This is a genomic window from Streptomyces sp. NPDC046977, from assembly GCF_040644455.1.
Taxonomy (GTDB): domain Bacteria; phylum Actinomycetota; class Actinomycetes; order Streptomycetales; family Streptomycetaceae; genus Actinacidiphila.
Genome location: NZ_JBEYWO010000031.1, coordinates 55,847 through 75,720, shown reverse-complemented (window position 1 = coordinate 75,720; position 19,874 = coordinate 55,847). Strand labels below are relative to the sequence as shown.

Below are 19,874 nucleotides of genomic sequence, written 5' to 3'. Positions count from 1 at the left end.
GCCCGCCGCAGCCGCGGCAGACCCCTGATGGCCCGCAGCCCGGCGATTCCGCACCGGAACACGGCCGAGACCGGTCTCGGGGCCGCGCGCTCACGTCACGGTCACGGCCGGTACGCACCCGCGGAATCCCGACCCACTCTCTCGGGCTCTTCCCCGTGTTCGCCCCGAGAACTGTCCGGTGAGGCGCCGGACGGCAAGATGAACGGCCGGCCGGTCGGGCCGTCACCGGCGGCCGTACGTCCCTGGGAATGGCTGTCGGTTCGGCGTCCGCCACCGACCGACTCCCCGCTCCACGTCACGATCAGCCCCGCCAAAAGAATCAAGCTGCCGGTACGCGACCCCAGTGCCGAAGCCCGTCTCCCCCGATCACCGGGACCACGACCCAGTTCAAGCTCGGAGCGAGAGCGGCAAGCAGGCTGGTCCAGCACCTACAGACCCGTCAGGCCGCCTGTCCCGGGGTGCCGGCTCCGAGGAGCGGGCCCAGCATGTCCTTGAGGACGCTGGGGTCGAACTCGGTCGCTCCGGCGGGTGCGGTAGCGGTGGTGGCCGTGTTCTTGAAGCCGAGGACCAGGGGGATGTGGGTGCCCTTGTGCTCGGTGTCGAACTGCCCCAGGTCGAAGTTGATGTTGTTCAGGCTGCCGTCGTTCTCGTTGAGCTGGATCGCCGCGGTGACCGGGATGGACGGCGCGTCCGTGGGGGCGGAGGTGGGCAGGCTGTCGAAGCCAGGAATGTCGCTGAGGACGGGGAAAACCTGGTTCTGGATGTCGTTGATGAGGCCACGGGTGTTTTTGGCCTTGACCTCGACTGTGTCGAGCCCGTTGGCGGTGCCCTTGTCGGTAAGGGTGACGTTCTTCTTGAAGACGTTGGTGAGCGCGTCCTTCAGCTTCTCCTGCTGGGAGGCGTTCAGGGAGGGCGCCGGGCTGGGCGTTGTCCTGCCGCTGAGCTGCTTGGCGAGCTTGGCGAACTTCTCCGGGTCGATGGACACCCAGTCGCCCTTGAGGAGCCGCTTGAGCGGAGCCATGCTGGCCGGCAGGGAGTCGGCCGCCTTCGTGATGTCGTTGAGGCCGCTGGCGGCGGTCTTGGTGTCGGCGAACTCGGCCAGTGCGGCAAGGTTGAACTTGACGTATTCCTTGCCGGAGACGGCGCGAACCTCGGCCAGATTGGTGCCGTCGCCCGTGTGGACTGCGAGCGCCATGTTCAGGCTCGGGTCGATCTTGGCGCTGTTGGTGCCGTCGCCCTTGAGGGCTTCCTTCAGCGGCAGCTTGTCGGTCTTCAGGGAGACTGTGATGCCGAGACCGGCCAGCTGCTTCGCCTGGGCTTTGGTCAGTTTCGGCGTGCTGCTGGTGTCCTGGGCGTCGAGGGCCAGGACCTGGTCCACGGTCGCGTTGAAGCGGAAGTCGACGGTGACCGCGTTGCTGTTGCCGAGCTCGGTGAAGGCGCCCTGGACCTTTTGTGCCGTGGTGAGTTCCTTGACCGTGCCGCAGGCGGTGGCCGCGGTAGCGACAGCGACGGCTATCGACAGGGTGGTGACAGCGAGGCGGGCACGCATGGCCGGCTCCTTCAGGAAATGCGGGCAGAACCATGCTGCCTGCAGGATGTAGGGCACATCTTATCTGGTGTTTAACTACGCCTGAGAACGCGAGCGCGTCCGTAGTCGTTGCGTCGGTTCGGTCAGGCCAATCGGTGCCCGGAGCTTGTACCGTGCGCCTGTCGACTTGCTCGTTCGGGCATGGTCCTTGCGTGAACGCGAGATGCAATCGCGCTCCGGTATTCCGCTCGGGTCGTCGACCCGCGCGTCGGACAACGCTTCCGCGAAAGGCGTTCGCATGCCCTTCTCCTCGGCCGAGTCGTGGTTCCGCCAATACTCCGGCGGAGACCATCCCGCCTTGCGGCTGGTCTGTTTCCCCTTATGCGGGTGGCGCGGCGTCGTTGTTCCACGGATGGGGCTCGCGGTTGCCCGACGGTGTCGAACTCCTGACGGTCCAGTACCCGGGACGCGAGGACCGCCGGCGTGAGGAACTCATCGGGGACATGGGCGAGTTCCTCGACCGGCTCTCCAGTGCCTGGGCCGAACTTCCCGAGGTTCCCTCTGCGTTCTTCGGGCACAGCATGGGAGCCATGGTGGCGTACGAGTTGGCCACCCGGCTCGACGACCGGGCAGGGCCCGGTCCACCTGTTCGTCAGCGCCGCGCATGCGCCTGGTACGGGCACGGTGCCGACCGATGCACCGCCGGAGGAGTTGGCGCATCACATCGACCGCCACTTCGGCGGGCTCCCCGGAGATCCGCGACGACGAGGCCTGGGCCCGCCGGTTGACGCTGCTGCCGGGCGTGGACTTCGCGTTGTACCGCTCGTACCGTCCGCGTCCGGGCGCACCGTGGCGGCTCGGCGCGGCCATCACCGGCTTCGCCGGGGACCAGGACCAGGTGGTGCCCCCCGCGGACATGGTGTCGTAGCGGAGCGCACCGCTGCGGGGTTCGAGCTGCGCAACGAGCCGGGGACCCACCTGTTCACACGTGAAGGGTGGGTCCCCCGTCGTCGACACCGTCAGCGCCGTGCCGCGCCCTCGGCTGCTCGGCTGAGCACCGCCGCCTCCGACTCGTCCTGCAGGGCGTCCGCCTGGCCCTGCAGGACGTCGAGGTCCTCGGATATGACGCTGCCGGTCGGGATGTCGGGCAGCCTGTCCTCGATGCGTCGCAACGGGCGGTAGCGCAGCCCGAGGACGCCCCAGCAGGACAGCAGGAGCCCGCCCGTGATCATGAGCAGTCCCATGCCGCGGCTCGGTCCGTCGCCCAGTACGGCGTGCAGCACGTGGTTTCCGCTGACCAGCGGTCCGAAGACGTGCTCGTTGAGCACCGGGGTCAGCAGGAAGCCGAGCGGCATCATGGCAGTGGCCAGCATCTGATTGGTCGCCACGACCCGGCCCTGGAGATCCAGGCCGACCTTCGCCTGGATGATCGCCAGCCAGTGCGCGTTGAGCACGGCGTTCAGCGCCCACCACAGGAACAGGCCGATGCCCATCAGCACCGGCGCCGGCCGCAGGCCGATCAGGACGGTGGCCAGGCCCATGCCGACCGTGGTGGCGATCATGCCGTCCGCGCGGCGGCGGGTGCCGCCCCAGAAGGCCATGGCCAGTCCGCCGACCGCGGCGCCCAGTCCTCCGGCGGCGGTCACCAGGCCGAGGACCGCCGGGGTGCTGAAGGACAGCACCAGCGGGGCGGTGAGCACCGTGGTGGTGGCCGTGATGTAGTTGACCACCACGAAGAAGACCACCATCGCCACCATGGGTTTGCGGCGCGTGATGAAGCGCCAGCCGCCGGTGATGGCGGAGGCGAAGGTCTCCCGTCGCTTGCGGAAGAGGCGGTCCGGGAAACGCACGGCCAGCAGGACCGCCGCACCGCCCGCGAGGCCCACGAGGTCCAGCGCGATCACGCCGCTGAGACCGGCCAGTGTGATGAGCGCTCCGCCGAGGACGGGGGCGATCAGCGTGCTCAGCGCGGTGCCGAGTTGCGCCACGCCGTTGGCCTGCGCCAGGTAGGGCTTCGGTACGAGCTGGCCGACGGCCGCGAGGTAGGCGGGGCGCTGGAACGCCGCGGTGAGCGAGGTGAGCCCGGCGAACACCGCGATCTGCCACACCTGGAGCGCCCCGGCGGCCGCGACCGCGGTGAGCGCGGCCAGAGCCGTGCCGTAGACGGCCGTGCAGCCCAGCATGACCTTGCGCCGCTCGTACCGGTCGGCCACCGCGCCTCCGAGGGGGGCGCCGAGTACGGCGGGCAGCAGGGCCAGCATGGTGATCATCGAGTAGTAGCCGACGTTGTGGGTGCGCTGGTAGACCCAGACGCCGAGGCCGAAGGCGGTCAGGCTCGCGCCCGTCAGCAGGATCGTCTGGCTCAGCGCCAGCAGGGCGAACCTCCTCAGATCCCGCAGGTCCTGGCCGGCGGGCCTGCCGGGACGTGCCGGGACGCCGGGTGGCGTGCTGCCGGCAGTGGCGTCCGCGGCCGGAGGGGCGGTGATCCGTCCGGAGATCAGGTCCGCCAGTCGGGCCGCCTGATGCTTGACGAAGTAGTGGCCGGCGTCGGGGATCCGGACCAGGTCGACCCGGTCCGCGAAGGCGTACCACTCGGCGTACCGCTCCTGGGACAGTTCCGTCGTGCGGTCTCGGTCACCGATGACGCACAGTACGGGCGTACGCAGGCGTGCCGCCTCGGGGGCCGCGAGGCGCGCGCTGAACCAGTCCACGGCCTGGCGCACGTCGTGCCGCACGCCGCGGATCACGGCCTCCTCGGTCGCCTCCTCCAACTGGCCGCCGAGGGCGGAGAGGACCTCGCGGTAGGCCCGGTCGGAGGTCCAGCGGTCGCTGGGGAACCAGCGGTCCACCAGGGAGGAGAGGCGTCCGGGCAGTCGGGCCGTCGGGAAGGACGCGCCGAGGACGACGCCGGCCAGTTCGGTGCCGCGCGCCTCGAGTTCCAGGGCGAGGCCCACCGCCGTGGCCGTGCCCACGCAGTGCCCGTAGACCAGCACCGGTCCGTCGCGTCCGGCGAGTTCGTCCCGGCAGCCGTCGATCAGCTCGGCAAGGCTCGGCATGACCTCGTCCGGACGGGCCGGGTCGTGCCCCGGCGGTTCCAGGGCGAGGACCTCCGCGTCGGGGTGACGCGCCGCCAGCTCGGCGGCCAGCGGGCCGTATGAGGCGGCGGAACCGCCCGCGTACGGGACGCAGAGCACGGTGAGTCCGACGGTGGCCCCCTGCGCCGGTCCGGCCAGCCGCTGGAGCAGCCGGGTGTCCCGCTCGGCGGGCCCGTCCAGGAAGAGCGCCAGGTCGCGCACCGTGGGGCGGGTGAACAGGTCGATGACCCGAAGGTCCGGGTCGATGGCACGGGCGGCCCGCAGGGCACGGAAGGAGTCACCGCCGAGGGCGAAGAAGTCCTCGTCGACGTCCAGTTCGGCGTCGGGGAGCTCCAGCACCTCCTGCCAGACGGCGGCGATGCGGCGCTCGGTCCCGGTGCGCGGCGTGACCCGCTCGGCCGGGGTCTGGCCCGACGGCTGGGGCAGGGCGGCGCGGTCCACCTTCCCGTTGGGGGTCAGCGGGATCGCGGGAACGGCCATCAGCGCGGTGGGCACCATGTGGCTCGGCAGGTCGGCGCGCAACGCGGTGCGGGCGGCCTTGATGTCCAGTTCGTCACCGGCGGGGACGAGCCAGGCCGCGAGGTGGCGCTGGTTGCCCGAACCGACGGCCAGGACGACGGCCTCGCGTACGTCGGGCAGGGCGCGGCAGGCGGCAGCGACCTCGCCGAGTTCGACCCGGTAGCCGCGGATTTTGACCTGGTCGTCAAGGCGGCCGAGGAACTCGATGAGGCCGTCGGCGCGCACGCGGACGCGGTCACCTGTGCGGTAGCAGCGGCGGGTTCCGTCCAGGGGGTCCGGGACGAAGGCCCGATCCGTGGCCTGCTGGTTGCCGAGGTAGCCGCGGGACACACCGGGGCCCGCGATGAGGAGTTCGCCCGGAACGGTGGGCGGCAGCGGCCGCCCCGCCGGGTCCACGACGAAGCAGACGGCGTTGGGGAAGGGCGTGCCGAGCGGGGCCACCGGCCCGCCGCGCCAGTCCGGATCCACTTGGCCGAGGTCGCAGCCGAGGACCGAGACGGTGGTCTCGGTGGGGCCGTAGTGGTTGTGCAGGACCAGGTCGGGGCGGGCGGCGCGGATGCGGTCGGCCAGTTCCCACGGGCAGGGCTCCCCCGCCAGTACCAGGGTGCGGCGCGGCAGGACGGCCGCCAGGTCGCCGTGCCCGGCGAGGAGTTCGATGTGGCTGGGCACCATCTTGACCACGTCCACGGGGTGCGTGGTGAAGTACGCGGCGAGCCGCTGCGGGTCGGTAGCGGTCTCGCGGTCGACAAGATGCAGGGTTCCGCCGCTGATCAGGGCGCCGAAGACCGACAGGTAGCCGAGGTCGGCGGCCGCGGTGGACAGCAGGGCGAAGGAACTGCCGTGGCCGTCGACGCGTTCCAGTCCTCCGTGCGTGTAGTGCACGAGGCTGCGGTGCTCGACGGCCACGCCCTTGGGGGTGCCGGTGGAGCCCGAGGTGAAGATCACGTACGCGAGGTCGGCCGGGGAGGTCCCGGGGTCCGGCCTGGTGTCGGGAAGCGTCGCGTCCGCGGCGGTCTCACCGATCAGGGTGCGTCGGGGGGCGGTGGCGCGTGCGGCGAGACCGGACTGGACGAGCAGGTGCTCGCTCCCGGCGGCCGCGAGCGTGGCCGCCAGCCGCTGGTCGGGGTAGGAGGGCTCCAGCGGTACGAAGGCCGCTCCCGCCTTGAGGGTTCCGAGGACGGCGACCGCCAGGTCGAGACCGCGTTCGGCGAGAACGGCGACCGGGTCCTGGGGTCGGACTCCCGTCGCCAGCAGCCGGTGGGCCACGCGGTTGGCCCGGCGGTCCAGCTCGGCATAGGTCAGCGAGCCCTCGGCGGCCACCACCGCCACGCTGTCGGGAGTGCGGTCCGCCCAGTCCTCGATCAGGGCGTGCACGGGGCGGTCCAGCGGGAAGCGCCGGACCGGACCGTGGACGACGCCGGCGCCGGGCTCGTCGAGCGCGAGGGCGCCCACGGGGGCGTCGGGGTCGGCCAGCAGCGCGTCGAGCAGCCGCCGGTACCAGTCGGCGAGCCGTTCAGCGCTGTCGCGCTCGAAGCGCTCGGCCCGGTACTCCAGGACGCCGCTGAGGGTGCCGTCGGACTCCCGCTCGAAGAGCTGGAGGGCGAGGTCGGCCTTGACCGAACCGGTCGGCACCTCGCGGAACTCCGTGGTGAGGCCCGCGAAGAGTTCGCTGACGTCGGGGCGGCGGTAGAGGTTGGCCATGGTGTCGAACAGCGGGTTGACACCTGCCGAGCGCTCCGGTCGCACCCGTTCCACCACCCGCTCGAACGGCACGTCTCCGTTGCCGATGGCGTCCAGGACGGTGCTCCGCACCCGTTCGAGCAGCGTCCGCCCGGAGGGGTCGCCGGACAGGTCGGTGCGCATCACGACGGTGTTGACGAACAGGCCCACCGCCCGGTCGCTGCCGGGGTTGCGTCGGCCGCCGTCCGGGACGCCGACGGGGATGTCCGTGCTGCCCGAAACGCGGGCCAGCAGGGTCTGCCAGGTCGCGAGCAGCACCATGAAGGGTGTGCAGCCGGACGACGAGGCCAGTGCACGCAGCCGCGCGTGGAGTTCGGCGGGGAAAACCAGCGGCACCGAGCCGCCCAGGTCGGAGGGGACCGGACGGTGCGGACGGTCGGCGGGCAGGTCGAGTCCCGCACCGCAGCCGGACAGCCGCTCCTCCCACCAGCCCAGGCGGGCGTCCTCAAGTTCCGCGGGCAGCCGGTCGGCGACGTCCGCGTACTGCGGTGCCGCCTGCGGTACCGGACCGAGTCCGCGGCGGGCGGCGTACAGCGCGGCCAGGTCGGCGACCATCAGGCCGTTGGACCACGCGTCGGTGGCGATGTGATGGACGACCAGCAGCAGCGCATGGTCCTGCTCGCCCACGGTGAAGCAGGCGGCGCGCAGGGGGCACTCCTGCTCCGGCGCGATCGGCCGGCGGACGCGTTCGCCGACCTGGCGGTCCAGTTCCTCGTCGGGGTCGGGGTGGGCGGTGAGGTCGACGTCCTCCACGGGAACGTCGGCGACGGCGCGGGTCCGCAGCACGGGCCGTGGACCGGAGGCGTCCACGACGCCGCGCAGCACCCGGTGGCGCTCGGCGAGGTCGCGCACCGCGCCGAACAGGGCCTCCCGGTCCAGGGGGCCTCGCAGCCGCAGCAGCACGGGTACCAGGTAGGCCGGGCTTTCGGGCTGCAACTGTGCCTGGAACCACAGGCGTTCCTGGGCCGTGCTGAGCGGCGCGGTGGCGTCGTCGTCGCGGGGGGCGCCCTGCCGGGCGGCCGCGGCTCGAGTGGCCAGCAGGGCGCGCAGCCGGTCCTGGTCGCTGCCCGGCGAGTGGATGGTGGACGGCGTCATCGGGCACCGCCTTCCGCGTCGAGGGGCGGCAGGGAGACCCCGAGCCGGTTGTGGATCTCGGCGGCCACGCGTGGGCCCGGCAGGCTGTGCCCCCCGAGCGCCACGAAGCGGGCCTGCGGATCGCCTGCCTCGGAGGCCTGCGGGAGGGACTCGTACCAGATCGACGCCACGGCGTCCGGGTCGTCCTCCTCGGCGGAGGCGCCCGTCCGGCCGGAGCGTTCGCGCAGGAGGCGCTGGAGCAGCGGACGTCCGCCGTCCACCGGGCCGGTGCCTGACGCGGACCGCTGCGCGTTCAACTGCTCCTCGGCTCGCTGCCGCAGGAGTTTGCGGTCCCGCTTGCCGCTGCTGCTGAGGGGGAGTTCGGCGGCGATGAGGAAGCGGGTCGGCACGTAGGCGGGCGGTACCCGGTCGGCCAGGTGCTCGCGGAGCCTGCGGGGCAGGCCGTCCCCGGCCGGCGTCCCGGCGGCGTCGGCGGTGGGACGGACCCAGGCCACCAGTTCCACGTCCTCGCCCACCTTGGCCGCCACCACGGTGCCCTCGGCCACCTCGGGGTGACCGTTCAGGTGGTGTTCGACCTCCTGCGGTTCTATGCGCTGGCCGCGGATCTTCACCTGGTCGTCGACTCGGCCCAGGTACTCGAGGCCGCCGTCCACCACGCGCACCCGGTCTCCGGTGCGGTACCAGACAGGCACGGACGCGTCGGCGTCCGCGGGGACGAAGGCCCGCTCCGTCAGGTCCGGCCGGTTGAGGTAGCCCAGGGCCAGTGGCATGCCACCGATGCGCAGTTCGCCTTCCTCCCCGGTGGGGACCGGCTTGCCGTCGCCGCCGAAGACGCCGAGGACACAGTTGTCGACAGGCAGCCCGATGAGGACCCGGTCGACGTCGGCGGCGTCCTGCGGACAGGTCCAGTGCGTGACGTCGATGGCCGCCTCGGTGGGGCCGTACAGGTTGTGCAGCCGGGCGGGCAGGCTCGCGGTGAAGTCGCGTGCCACGGCGACGGGCAGGGCCTCGCCGCTGCAGAAGACATGTCGCAGCGAGGTGCAGTCCCGCGCGGCGGGCCCGCGCAGGAACTCGCGGAGCATCGACGGCACGAAGTGGCACACGGTGATCCGGTGGTCCTGGACGGCGCGCGCCACCAGAGCCGGGTCGCGGTGCTCCTCCGGCGGCAGGAAGACGCAGGTGGATCCCGAGATCAGCGGGAGCCACAGCTCCCAGCCGGAGACGTCGAAGGTGACCGGGGTCTTCTGCAGGATCCGGTCCTCCGGCCCGATGTCGTAGGTGTCGCGCATCCACAGCAGCCGGTTGCACAGCGCCAGGCTCGGCAGCACGACGCCCTTGGGCGCGCCCGTGGAGCCGGAGGTGAACAGGACGTACACAGGCTGGTCGTCGGCCACCTGCGGCAGCGGATCCGCCACGAACCCGGGGCCCCCGAAGTCCGCCGCGACACGCAGCGCATCGACCTCGACCGTGCGCAGTCCGTGCTCGGCCAGCACCGGTCCGGCCTGCCCGCCGACGAGCGCCACCCGGCTGCCCGCGGTCTCCAGGACGGCGGCCAGCCGGGCCGGCGGCTCGTTCGGGTCGACGGGCAGGTAGGGCAACCCGGCCTTCAGAACGCCCAGCAGCGCCGCGAGAAGCCCGTTGCTGCGGGGCACGGCCACCACCACCGGCACGCCCTCCGGAGCCCGGTCACGCAGGGTCCGGCCGATGGCGTCCGACCACGCGTCGAGCTGCCGATAGGTGAGGACGTCCACCCCGGACCGGACGGCCGGGCGGTCCGGGTGCCGCTCCGCCACGTCCCTGATCAGTCCTGGCAAACCGGTCGGACAGTCCCTCATGACCTTGGGTCCCGCAAGTTCCACGGATCCGGCACCCGGAATGTGTTGCACGTCCTCTGCTCCTCTCGCCCGGACAGGGCCGCGAGTCACACTAGGAACAGCCGGTCGAACGCCACAGAGGTGCTGATGAGACCTTAACAACCGTGCTTTTCAGACCTCTTGTCCGTGTTCACCTGAATGCGCCGGGAAGTGCGACGGGCGTGGCGGCAGCTGTGGTGAGTCAGGAAGACAGCCGTTGCACGGACAGGGGGGCAACCGATCCATGAGGGCCGACTGGGCGATCGGGCCGTACGCCCCGGCCGCCCTGGGCCGTGCCCCTCGAAAGAAGTGGGAATCGGGTGGGCCCGATCCGGAGGACCGGGGCCCGGGCACCCCGCGGGCCGGTGACGGCGATCCACCGCGGCCATCATCTGGGACCGCTCTCATTTTTGATGGCGCCCTGACGACAGGTCCGGGCGGACACCGCATCCCGGCATCGGCATGCGGGTGTGGGTTCGTCCGCCGTACCGCGCCCGGCCCGCGACACGGCGGCCCGCGCGGAGGAGGACCACCATGGCTGGGGCTCCGGGTGGCGAGGTCGCTGTCCGCGTCGTAGGTCGCGGAGAAGACGCCGGCGACGGAGTCGGGTGCGGGAGGTTCCAGACCGCGGGAGTCCTTGGCGGTGTCGTCGGTGCAGGTGGTCGTCGACGGTGCGGGGTCGGTGGTCTCCGTCATGCGCGCGAAGGCGGAACCGCACGGCTCTCCCGTGTCGTTCCACAACCCTGGTGCCGCGGGCCGCGCTGCTGACGCCATTCTGACGACATCGGGCACGCACGTCACGGGGCATCAGGAATTCATCAAGCTCGCCCGGCCCGGCGTCAAGGCCTCGCCAGGGAAACTCCGCGCCCGCCGGCACCGCGCGACAGTGATGGCTCGCGAGGCAGAGTGGCGCCAAGGCCGCTCCGGGGGCGCGAAGGGGAGACACTGCGCGATGCCGGACACGGTCGCCGTTGCCGCACTTCAAGGGACCCCTTCTTCAGGTCCGGAAAACGGGCCGGAAGTGCCGTCGAATCCCGACGGCCCCCACAGATCGCGCCCCTTCCCGTCATCTCCGACCACTCCCCCGGGGTGATCGCAGCCGTCCCGCCACCACCCCGGCACCGTCCCCTCCCGGCTCCGACTGCTGCGTGCCGTGTTATGCGCGACTGCGGCCGGACTGGCGGGCATCCTCACGGCGGGCGGCATCACGCTGAGCGGATCGTGGTCGGACATACGTCACCACTCCGCGCCTCAGGTGACCAGTGCCACGGGCCTGTACTTCACCCTCAACGACATGGACGCCCAGCTCGCCAACCGGCTGATGCCGGGGGTCCAGCAGACCGAGGCCTCCGCGCTCTACGACCAGCGGCGTGCCGAGGCCGCCGGCCACCTCCGTGAACTCGCGGAAGCGGCCGGGGACGATCCGAAGGCCGAACGCGACGTTGCCGAGGCCATCAGCGACCTCGGCGCCTACGAGGAACTGGCTGCCCGCGCCCTGTTGCTCGGCGAGCAGGGCCACCGCCCTGCGGCGGTGGCCACGTACAACTCCGCCTCGGACCTCATGCGCACGCATCTGCTGCCGGAGGCCGATCGCCTGGTCACCGTCAACGACGCCGCCTTCGAGCGCACCTATCAGGACAGCTCGGGCACCCAGTCCGCCATCCGCATCGCGTTCCTCCTGACCACACTCGTACTGCTGGCGCTTCTGACCGCACTGCAGCTCTACCTGTTCTCGCGTTTCCGTCGCGTGATCAACCCCGGTGCGGCAGCCGCCAGCGCCCTCGTGCTCGTTGTGCTGGTCACCGGGCTGGTCGAGATCTCCGGCCAACGCGAGCAGTTGCGTATCGCGCGGCATGACGCCTTCGATTCCGTCGTCGCCCTCACACGGGCGCGGGCGGTCTCGTACGACGCCAACGCCGACGAGTCCCGATACCTCCTGGACCGCGCCGGCACCGCCGGGCACGAACGGCACTTCCTCGTCACGAGTCAGCAGCTCATGAACCTGCCCGGTGCCACTGTCGGTACCTACGATGCCGACCTCGCGGCTGCCTTCAGCAGGTACCGCGCCGACCATACCGACCTGCCCTTCACCGGCTATTTCGGCGACGAATTCCGCAACATCACCTTCACCGGCGAGCGGTCCGCAGCAGAACGTGCACTCCTCGCCTACCAGGTCTACCAGCGTGACGACCGCACCATCCGTGAGCTTGCCTCCTCCGGGGATGTCGCCAAGGTGATCTCCTTCTGCACCAGCCATGCCCCCGGAAACTCCAACTACGACTTCGACCAGTACGACACCGCACTCCGCCAGCTGATCTCCATCAACACGTCCGCCTACGAAAACGCCTCCGCCAGGGGCGCGGACCGGGCGCTGACCACGTACGTGGGCCTCGCCGGAACCGCACTTTTGGCCGCAGGACTCGTGGCCCTGGGACTGCGCCGCCGATTCGCCGAGTTTCACTGAGCCGCCAAGCAGGGGTCTGCGGACGCCGCCGAGCCCACAGGTCCGGCCTGACCACTGGAGATCACTGGTTCGCGCACAGGGGTGTCGGCGCTCCACCGGTCGGCCGAGTCCCCGCCATGCAGCCCAACTGACAGACGGGCTGATCGATGTGCGACAGCCGAATCCTGAAGACCTCTGTTCGGCAGGGCCAGGAGTAATCGGTCGATCAGGATCGGTGGGCGCACCCACGTCCCGGCCATGGAGCAGGCGCCGGCCGACGGGGCGACGGCGTTCATCGAGGCGGTGGAGGGCGTGCTGGCCGGGTGCGGGTATCCGGCGGGGCTGCGCCGGGCGTGGCGGCTGGCTTTCGGCATCACCTTGCCGCCCGGGGTGGAAGTCGACGCCAACGGCCCGGTCCCGGGTTTGTGAAGGCTCCGAACAATTTCCGAAACACAAAAATAGAGCAATGAAATCGCATTGACCATCGCTTTCCGGCATCACTTCTTCCATACGCGAAAACGTGGACATGCCATCGCTCGTCTGGTCTTTGTGCGCTTGCCGTGGCTTCAGGTTTCCCAACTTCCCACGCCTGGGGCAGGATTGATTCTAGGTGGCACCTACCGTGCCAGACTCGGCGAAGGAGCGATGAATTTCGCTTGACGTGACGAATCGCACGTCGCACAGTTGATTTCGACATCAAAAGATGACTTCCGCAATGCGGAAGAACCAAGGACGGGCGGAGTTGTGATCCATGCAACTGTGTGCATGTCGAGGGCATCACCGCACCGGTGACGGGCCTCATCCAGTCTCGCTGTCCCCTCAGGGCAAGTAGACGTAATCCTCCTGCAGTTCCGCGACGCCCAGTGCGGCGCTTTGATTTTTCCTTGCTGCCTCTCCACCTGGCCGATTGACCTTGGTCGCCGGCCTCAGGTCGTTGGACCCATCTGGTTGGGAAAACCGTTCGCTGGGCAGGTGGCACAAAAATCATGCACCCAGCGGGAAGCAGCCATCCCATAAGAATCCGATCACTCACGGTCCGCCATGTACTTCTTCTCACGCGTTCCTGTCACAGAACCCCCGACCGGCCACAGGGCCCGCTTGTTCCGGTCCTCCGGCCTTGGCCCCCGTGCGTGGCGCAGAGCCCGCGACGCCGGCGCGCCATCCGGGAAAAAGCGCGGTCAGGTCTACCCTTCGCTCCTGCTGATCGCGGCGATCACCACGGGCGCGTTGCTCGCTCCTTTGACAGTGCACCTGTCCGGACTGCTGGTGGCGGCCCCCACATTGACGGGAACCCGCGCGCGAACGCGCCTCACGGCCGTCATCGCGCTCATCACGACCGCAGCGGTGGTGGTCATCGACCGGCACGACGGACTGCTCCACTCGCCGCTGCTGCCCATTCACATCGGAGCAGTACTGACCGTTTCGGTTTTCGTCCTCGCCACAGCAGCCCTGCACCAGCGCGACCAGAAGGAACTCGCCCGAGTACGGGCTGTCTCCGAGGCGGCCCAGCGGGTTCTGCTCCGGCCGCTCCCGCAGGAGCTGGGTCCCTTCCGCGTTGCCTCGACATACCGCACAGCAACAACACAAGCCCTGGTCGGGGGTGATTTGTATGCGTCTTCCCGTGCCGGGGAGATCACTCGCATCCTCATCGGAGATGTGCGGGGCAAGGGCCTTCCCGCCGTCGAGGACGCGTCGGTCGTCCTCGACGCATTCCGTGAATCGACGCATCAGCAGCGCACGCTACCCGGGCTGGCGGCCTCGCTGGAACGCAGCGTCCGCTGGCACCTGGGCGAGCTGGCAGACGAAGGCGATCCCCAGAGCGCCGAACGGTTCATCACGGTCCTGCTCATCGAACTCGCCGATGAGGAAGAGATCGTCAGGGCCGTCAGCTGCGGTCATCCACCGCCCCTGCTGCGCCACCACAGCCAGGTGACGCCGTTGCGTATGATCCGGCCCGCCCCGCCGCTGGGGCTCGCGGGAGACACCCCCGACGCCTTCAACCTCGAAGTTGCCGCTTTCGAATGTGGCGACACGCTTCTGCTCTACACCGATGGCCTTTCCGAGGCCCGTAATGCCGCAGGGGACTTCTTCCCCGTCCTCGACCGTGCCACAACATGGACGTGGGACTCCCCCGGTCGACTCCTGCAGTACGTCAGCAGTGACGTGGGCACCTATGCAGGGCTGCAACTCCGGGACGACCTGGCCATCGTCGCCATCCAGCGCACCCTGCGCTTCGGAGATGCACGCTGAGCGTTTCGCTTCCGCGTCTCCAGCATGTCAGCCAACGGCTGAACTTGTGCGTCGCGCCTGATGTGCTCGGCCGTGCGGGAATGTGTGGGCTGTCACGCAACTCCCCGGCCCGACCCGCGCGGGGGCCGCCGAACTCCCAGGGCTCCCCGCACGACACCTCCCCGGCCTCGCGGCCGACACCGATCCCCGGGCGCGGGCCGCAGTCTGTGCCCGGTGGGAGAACCTCGCTGCGCCACTGCGCGAGCGGCTGCTGACCGACACCGACCCCGAGGTGCGAGCGGCCCCGCTGCTCGCCCACCACACCGGCGTACCCATGCCTCGCGAGGCCTTCGCCGCTCTGCCCGACCCGCGGCAGGCGCTCCAACGGTGCCGCCTGGCGCCCGACCTGGAGGCGGAGCTGATCCGGGACGGGGAGGTGGACGTGCGTCAGGCGCTGGCGGGTCTGGCCTGGCCAGGCCAGGCCAGGCCAGGAAGCGTTATCCACATGGCATCCATGCCGTGGCTTTACGAGCCGGAGGCGACACCACCGCCGCCGACGGGCCGGGGTGGGCCACAGGGGTTGAGCTGTCACTCACATCCCGGGGCGGCGACCTGCGGCATGTGCGCCTGGTGCTGTGTTCACTGCCTCGGCACACCTTGGCCATGGTCTGGGCAACGAGCAGCGGCTGGGCGTCGTGAAGTGCGTCCACACGGCCACTGGAAAACGGTGGGCGCGGCCGGGGAAGGGCCCCGGCTGTGCACAACGCCCTGTAGGCCGCCATGCGCCGGGATGTGATGTCAGGGCTCTCGGCTCGGCCAGCGCGATCGACACGTCGATCGCGCTGGTACGCCGACGGGGAGATCAGGTGAGCCGAAGGTCGCGGCGCAGGACAATCTGCGTGATGTGCCGAGTCCTTCCTCGGACCACAGGTGCTGTCGCGGAGCCGGGGGCAGCGAGCCGCAATTTCGGGTCCCCCGATCGCCCCCGCTTCCTCGGGAAACTCTACCGACGCAGGCGGTCCCAGAACGAACAGTGGTGTGCGGAGGCCGCATCGACGGGGTGGATTCCGCCTGGTCCAGGAGTCAATGACTGCACCGACCGTGCGTGAGGGGACGCAGGGCGGAGGACAGGCCAGAGCGGGGCGTCGGGGGCGTTCGGGTTGCCGGTGCGTGCGAAGTTCGTCCAGTAGTCGACCATCCGGTCCGACAGGGTCCGCTGAGCATCGGCCAGCGGCCGCTCGGTGGGGATGGAGGAGAACAGGTACGGCATCTCGAAGCCGTGCGCCGCACCATAGGGGAAGCCCGGGTTCGCCGGCAGACCCGTGGGGACCGGAGCGTCCGGATCGTTGAACTCGTAGCCGTAGACCGGCAGGCCGGGGGCATTTGCGGCGATGGCCCGGCCGGCTGCCAGTGTGGTGCATGTGAGAGATCGGTCGGTCAGCACCGCGGCCCAGGCCAGTGCGGGCGTGGGATGGCGTGCTGCCGGATACCGCGCCTCAATGGCCGGGGCCGCACGCCCGAAGGCGTCCACCAGACGGGCGCGATAGTCGTTCTCGGTGCGGATCGGGAACGCCGCGAGCGACAGGCCGACGAACATCCGCATCTCGTCGTGGTTGGTGCCCTGGACGACCGGCACGCGGTGGAAGCGTCCCGACGTCAACGCCTGGTCCGGCGCCATGGGCAGCAGCGTGTTTCCGAAGGCGGGCCGGTTGAAGGACTGCATCAGTTCCGCGGTGGCGAGGCGATCCGTGCTCTGCCCGCGCAGGCATGCCAGCACCTGGTCTGCGCCGCCCACTGTGCAGCCCAGTTGTCGGGCGGCCTGTGCACCGGCCGTCTGGACGGCGCGTTGCGAGGCGAACGGCTCGTACGCCGGGGTTCCTGGTCCAAGAGCGCCCCGTGGGAAGGACATGAGGCAGGAACCGCTCTGAAGTACGGCCCGTTGGAAGAGTCCGACGGCTGTCGGCGAGGTGAGGTGGGCACAGATGCTGAGGGCGCCTGCGGACTCGCCGAACAGCGTGACATTGCCCGGATCGCCGCCGAAGCGCTCCGCGTTCGCGCGCACCCAGCGCAGCGCGGCCTGCTGGTCCGCCAGACCGAACGGTGGGGCGGAGCCCAAGCCAGGGTGTCCGAAGTAGCCGAAGATCCCCAACCGGTAGTTGACCGTGACGACGACCGTGTCGCCCCGGACCGCGAGCGCTTCGGTGCTGTAGTCACTGCCGGATCCGCCCAGGAACGCGCCGCCGTGCATCCACACCAGCACGGGCCGCTTGCGCCCGGCGGGCTCTGGCGTCGGCATCGTGACGTTGAGGTAGAGGCAGTCCTCCGACCCGAGGACCGCGCCGGCACCCGGTGTCGGCATCTGTACGCAGCGTTGAGCGGCCGTCGTCGCATCGCGGACACCATGCCACGTGGCGGCGGGCACCGGAGCCCGCCAGCGCAGCGGTCCGGTCGGCGGCGCCGCATAGGGAATGCCGCTGAAGGTGGTGTACGAGCCGTGTGACGCACCGCGTATCAGGCCGTGGTCGGTCCGTACGACGGCCCCGCTCCGGCTCGCAGGGTGCGGGGAAGCGGGTTGCGCGCCGGTCGCCGGCAGGGCGGTGGCTGCCAGCAGTACCACCGCGCAGAGCAAGGGGAAGAGCACCGCACGGAGCTTGTCTCTTCGGGAGGGATTCGGTGCTGTGATGGTCGGGGACATGCGTACCCACCGTTCTTGGTCGGACGGGATCGGACAAGCCCGGTCAGGCCGCAACGAGGCCTGAGAGATGAGGGAATGGCCGGACTGCCGCGGTCAGTGCTCAGTACGCTAGGACCTCCCGCGCGCTGGAGGTTCAAGAGACTGTGACGCAGCGCACATGGAGCATCGGTGAACTGGCGGCCGGCACGGGGGTCGCGGTGAAGACCCTCCGCTACTACTCCGACAGCGGTCTGCTGCCCGTCGCCGGCCGTAGCGCCGGTGGTCATCGGCGCTACGGTCCTGAGGCGTGGGAGCGAATCCGTCTCATCAGGCGCTTACGGGCGCTGGACACCCCGATCGCCACCATCGCGCAGGTGGTCACCGGCGAGTGCTCGTTCGGTGAACTGGTAGCAACCGAGCTCGAAGTGGTGCAGGAACGACTGACCGAACTGCGGTGGCGTCAGGCCACACTCAAGTCCCTGGACGACTGCCCGAGCGAGGAACGGCTCCGACGCCTGGAGATCCTCTCTCGCGTGCAGCGGCTCCCGCAGGCGCATCGCACCCTCACCGACCACTGGTATCGCGCGCTACCCGCGACGATGCCCAAGCGCCGGCTCGACATCATGATCGCCATGCTGTCCCCCGACCCGCCGCAGGACCCTGATCCCGCTACGGTCCTGGCATACGCCGAGCTTCATCTGCTCATCTCCACACCCGGTTTCAACCGCTGGACCCGGGACCACGACGAAGAGATGCGGGACGCCCCGGCCTTCTACGGAGAGATCGACGACGCTGCCGATCTCACGGCCGCAGCACTGGCCCAGGGCCTCCAGCCCGGCCCCGGGGACGCGGTGAACGCCTTCGTATCCGCCCACGCACGTGCCCGGCGGGAGTCGGACACCCCCGCCTTCCGCGAACACCTGCATGGGCTTGTGTCGAGCTCCTCCGGCTTCGACCCCCGTCTGGAACGCTACTGGGCCCTGGTCGGCACCGTCACCGGCGGGCGTGTGCTGAACATGACGGTGGCTCACAGGTGGCTCACCGAAGGACTGTCGATCTCGATCGCCAACAGGGCTGCGTAGCTGGGGAAACGGTGGCCGGTGCGCCGTGTGTGCTTGGCGGAGCGTGGCGCGTCCCAGGGGACTGCCCCGACCTGCCGAGCCGCGCCGCCTTCACCCTTGACGAACTCACCCACGCCGTTCGAACGGGACTCCGCAGCATTCAGAACCCCCCTCCTTAGACGGTGTCTTGATTGGCGATGGCTCGTTGCGCCGAGCATGGACATAGTTGAGCGGCTGGTGCCGCACGGGCTGTGGGAAATCTTCCAGATGGTGGCGCCGGAGCCGCCGGTGCGCGCCCAAGGCGGAGGCCGGCGGCGGTGCGACGACCGCGCGGTACTGGCTGCGATCGTCTTCGTCGCCACCTCGGGCTGCACCTGGCGGCAACTGCCACCGGTCTTCGGCGCCTCATGGCAGACGGTCCACCGCCGCTTCACCGCCTGGTCGGCGGCCCGGGTGTGGGCCAAGCTGCACCGCGTGGTGCTAGACCGGCTCGGCGAGAGCGGCGAGCTGGACTGGTCGCGCTGCGCTATCGACTCGGCCAGTGTCCGGGCTGTAAAAGGGGGCCCCTGACTGGACCGAATCCGACCGATCGCGGCAAGCTCGGTTCGAAAATTCACGTCATCTGTGACCGCAACGGGCTGCCGATCTCGGTGGGCATCTCCGGGGCCAACCTCCACGACAGCCAAGCCCTGATACCGCTGATGCGCGGCATCCCGCCGATCCGCTCCCGATTCGGGCCCCGACGCCGCCGCCCGGCCAAACTCCACGCCGACAAGGGCTACGACTTCGACCACCTGCGCGGCTGGCTGCGCCGTCGACAGATCGTGCCTCGCATCGCCCGCCGCGGCATCGAGCCGTCCGGCCGTCTGGGCCGACATCGCTGGGTGGTCGAACGCACGATGTCCTGGTTGAACGGCTGCCGCCGTCTGCACCGCCGCTACAAGCGAACGGCTGAACACTTCCTCGCCTTCGTCGGCATCGGCAGCACCCTCATCTGCTACCGCCGACTCATCCGCTGAGGCGCACCTTCCCCCGGGCCCAATCCCAGGAGCGATCTACCAGTGGTGCCAGACCTCGGCAGGAGTGATGTCCCAGGAAGTGCCCGCGATCTCCCCTGTGTTGAAGAACGATGCCCAGCTCAGGACCATATCGCCAGCGCGCTGCCCGCCCCGATCGAACGCAAAGTGGGGCCAGCACAGGTCGCCCGTCAGGCAGTACATGATGCCCAAGCCGCGTTCATCAGCTCGCGCCTCCATCTCCGCGTCCAGCTCCGATGGCACACGGCCGATCAGGCGGATCCCCTCGCAGGTGACCTGGGGCCCGCGCAGCCCATCGACGAGCACGCAGGTCAAGCCCACGCCTTCAACGAAGTAGCACTTCACGGCAGACCGATGCTTGTCCGACTCAGCCCTGCGAAACTCGATGCGCCACTGGGCCCGCTGCGGATTCCACCGCTCGATCTCACGCTGCTCGGCGGCGAAACCATGCCCCGCCATGATCGCTATCGCCTCATGTCGATCGTCTCCGAAGCTCAGCGGCCCCACCGTCTGGCAGGGAACGTAGTCCCACTGCTCCCGCTCCGAGTCTGCGAGCACCGCCCAATAGTCCATCTCCATCGAAGCATGATCGTCCACACG

Annotated in this window: 12 protein-coding genes; 7 read left to right on the top strand and 5 right to left on the bottom strand. The window is 70.1% G+C overall.

The window, feature by feature from the left end:
• Positions 1-439 precede the first annotated feature (439 nt).
• Positions 440-1,549: a hypothetical protein gene (locus tag ABZ883_RS34670; RefSeq protein ID WP_360913402.1), complete on the bottom strand. Its 1,110-nt coding sequence runs from the start codon at positions 1,547-1,549 to the stop codon at positions 440-442.
• Positions 1,550-1,581: 32 nt separating this feature from the next.
• Between ABZ883_RS34670 and ABZ883_RS34665 the strand changes: the two genes are divergently transcribed.
• Together ABZ883_RS34665 and ABZ883_RS34660 are read left to right on the top strand one after the other, a co-directional pair.
• Entirely contained in the window at positions 1,582-2,316 is a 735-nt protein-coding gene (locus tag ABZ883_RS34665; protein ID WP_360913400.1) for a thioesterase domain-containing protein, read from the top strand.
• Positions 2,223-2,456, top strand: coding sequence for a hypothetical protein (locus ABZ883_RS34660; RefSeq protein ID WP_360913443.1), 234 nt, complete (start codon positions 2,223-2,225; stop codon positions 2,454-2,456). The genes ABZ883_RS34665 and ABZ883_RS34660 overlap by 94 nt, the downstream gene beginning before the upstream one ends.
• 91 nt (positions 2,457-2,547) lie before the next feature.
• Here the strand turns inward: ABZ883_RS34660 and ABZ883_RS34655 are convergent, their stop codons facing one another.
• Both ABZ883_RS34655 and ABZ883_RS34650 read right to left on the bottom strand, forming a co-directional pair.
• Entirely contained in the window at positions 2,548-7,977 is a 5,430-nt protein-coding gene (locus ABZ883_RS34655) for an amino acid adenylation domain-containing protein (protein ID WP_360913398.1), read from the bottom strand.
• The gene (locus tag ABZ883_RS34650; protein ID WP_360913396.1) at positions 7,974-9,770 is read right to left on the bottom strand and encodes a non-ribosomal peptide synthetase; all 1,797 of its coding nucleotides are present in this window, start codon (positions 9,768-9,770) and stop codon (positions 7,974-7,976) included. The genes ABZ883_RS34655 and ABZ883_RS34650 overlap by 4 nt, the downstream gene beginning before the upstream one ends.
• A gap of 1,315 nt (positions 9,771-11,085) precedes the next feature.
• Here ABZ883_RS34650 and ABZ883_RS34645 point away from each other — a divergent pair.
• From ABZ883_RS34645 to ABZ883_RS34635, 3 genes are all read left to right on the top strand, one after another.
• A complete protein-coding gene (locus tag ABZ883_RS34645) occupies positions 11,086-12,294 on the top strand; it encodes a hypothetical protein (protein ID WP_360913394.1) in 1,209 nt (402 codons plus the stop codon).
• Positions 12,295-12,531: 237 nt separating this feature from the next.
• Positions 12,532-12,702, top strand: a complete 171-nt coding sequence (locus ABZ883_RS34640) for a hypothetical protein (RefSeq protein WP_360913392.1) — start codon at positions 12,532-12,534, stop codon at positions 12,700-12,702.
• Positions 12,703-13,371: 669 nt separating this feature from the next.
• Entirely contained in the window at positions 13,372-14,523 is a 1,152-nt protein-coding gene (locus ABZ883_RS34635; RefSeq protein WP_360913390.1) for a PP2C family protein-serine/threonine phosphatase, read from the top strand.
• A gap of 982 nt (positions 14,524-15,505) precedes the next feature.
• On the opposite strand, the gene ABZ883_RS34630 is transcribed toward ABZ883_RS34635, so the two are convergent.
• Entirely contained in the window at positions 15,506-17,197 is a 1,692-nt protein-coding gene (locus ABZ883_RS34630; RefSeq protein ID WP_360913388.1) for a carboxylesterase family protein, read from the bottom strand.
• Between the two features lie 143 nt (positions 17,198-17,340).
• On the opposite strand from ABZ883_RS34630, the gene ABZ883_RS34625 reads away from it, so the two are divergent.
• On the top strand, positions 17,341-18,258 hold the full coding sequence (locus tag ABZ883_RS34625; RefSeq protein ID WP_360913386.1) for a MerR family transcriptional regulator: 918 nt from the start codon (positions 17,341-17,343) through the stop codon (positions 18,256-18,258).
• 195 nt (positions 18,259-18,453) lie between these two features.
• A protein-coding gene (locus ABZ883_RS34620) for an IS5 family transposase (RefSeq protein ID WP_360913384.1) occupies positions 18,454-19,256 on the top strand; the annotation gives its coding sequence in 2 pieces (ribosomal slippage) (positions 18,454-18,795 and positions 18,798-19,256; 801 coding nt in all).
• A gap of 36 nt (positions 19,257-19,292) precedes the next feature.
• On the opposite strand, the gene ABZ883_RS34615 is transcribed toward ABZ883_RS34620, so the two are convergent.
• Complete coding sequence (locus ABZ883_RS34615) at positions 19,293-19,853, bottom strand: hypothetical protein (protein WP_360913382.1); 561 nt, start codon at positions 19,851-19,853, stop codon at positions 19,293-19,295.
• Positions 19,854-19,874: the final 21 nt, after the last annotated feature.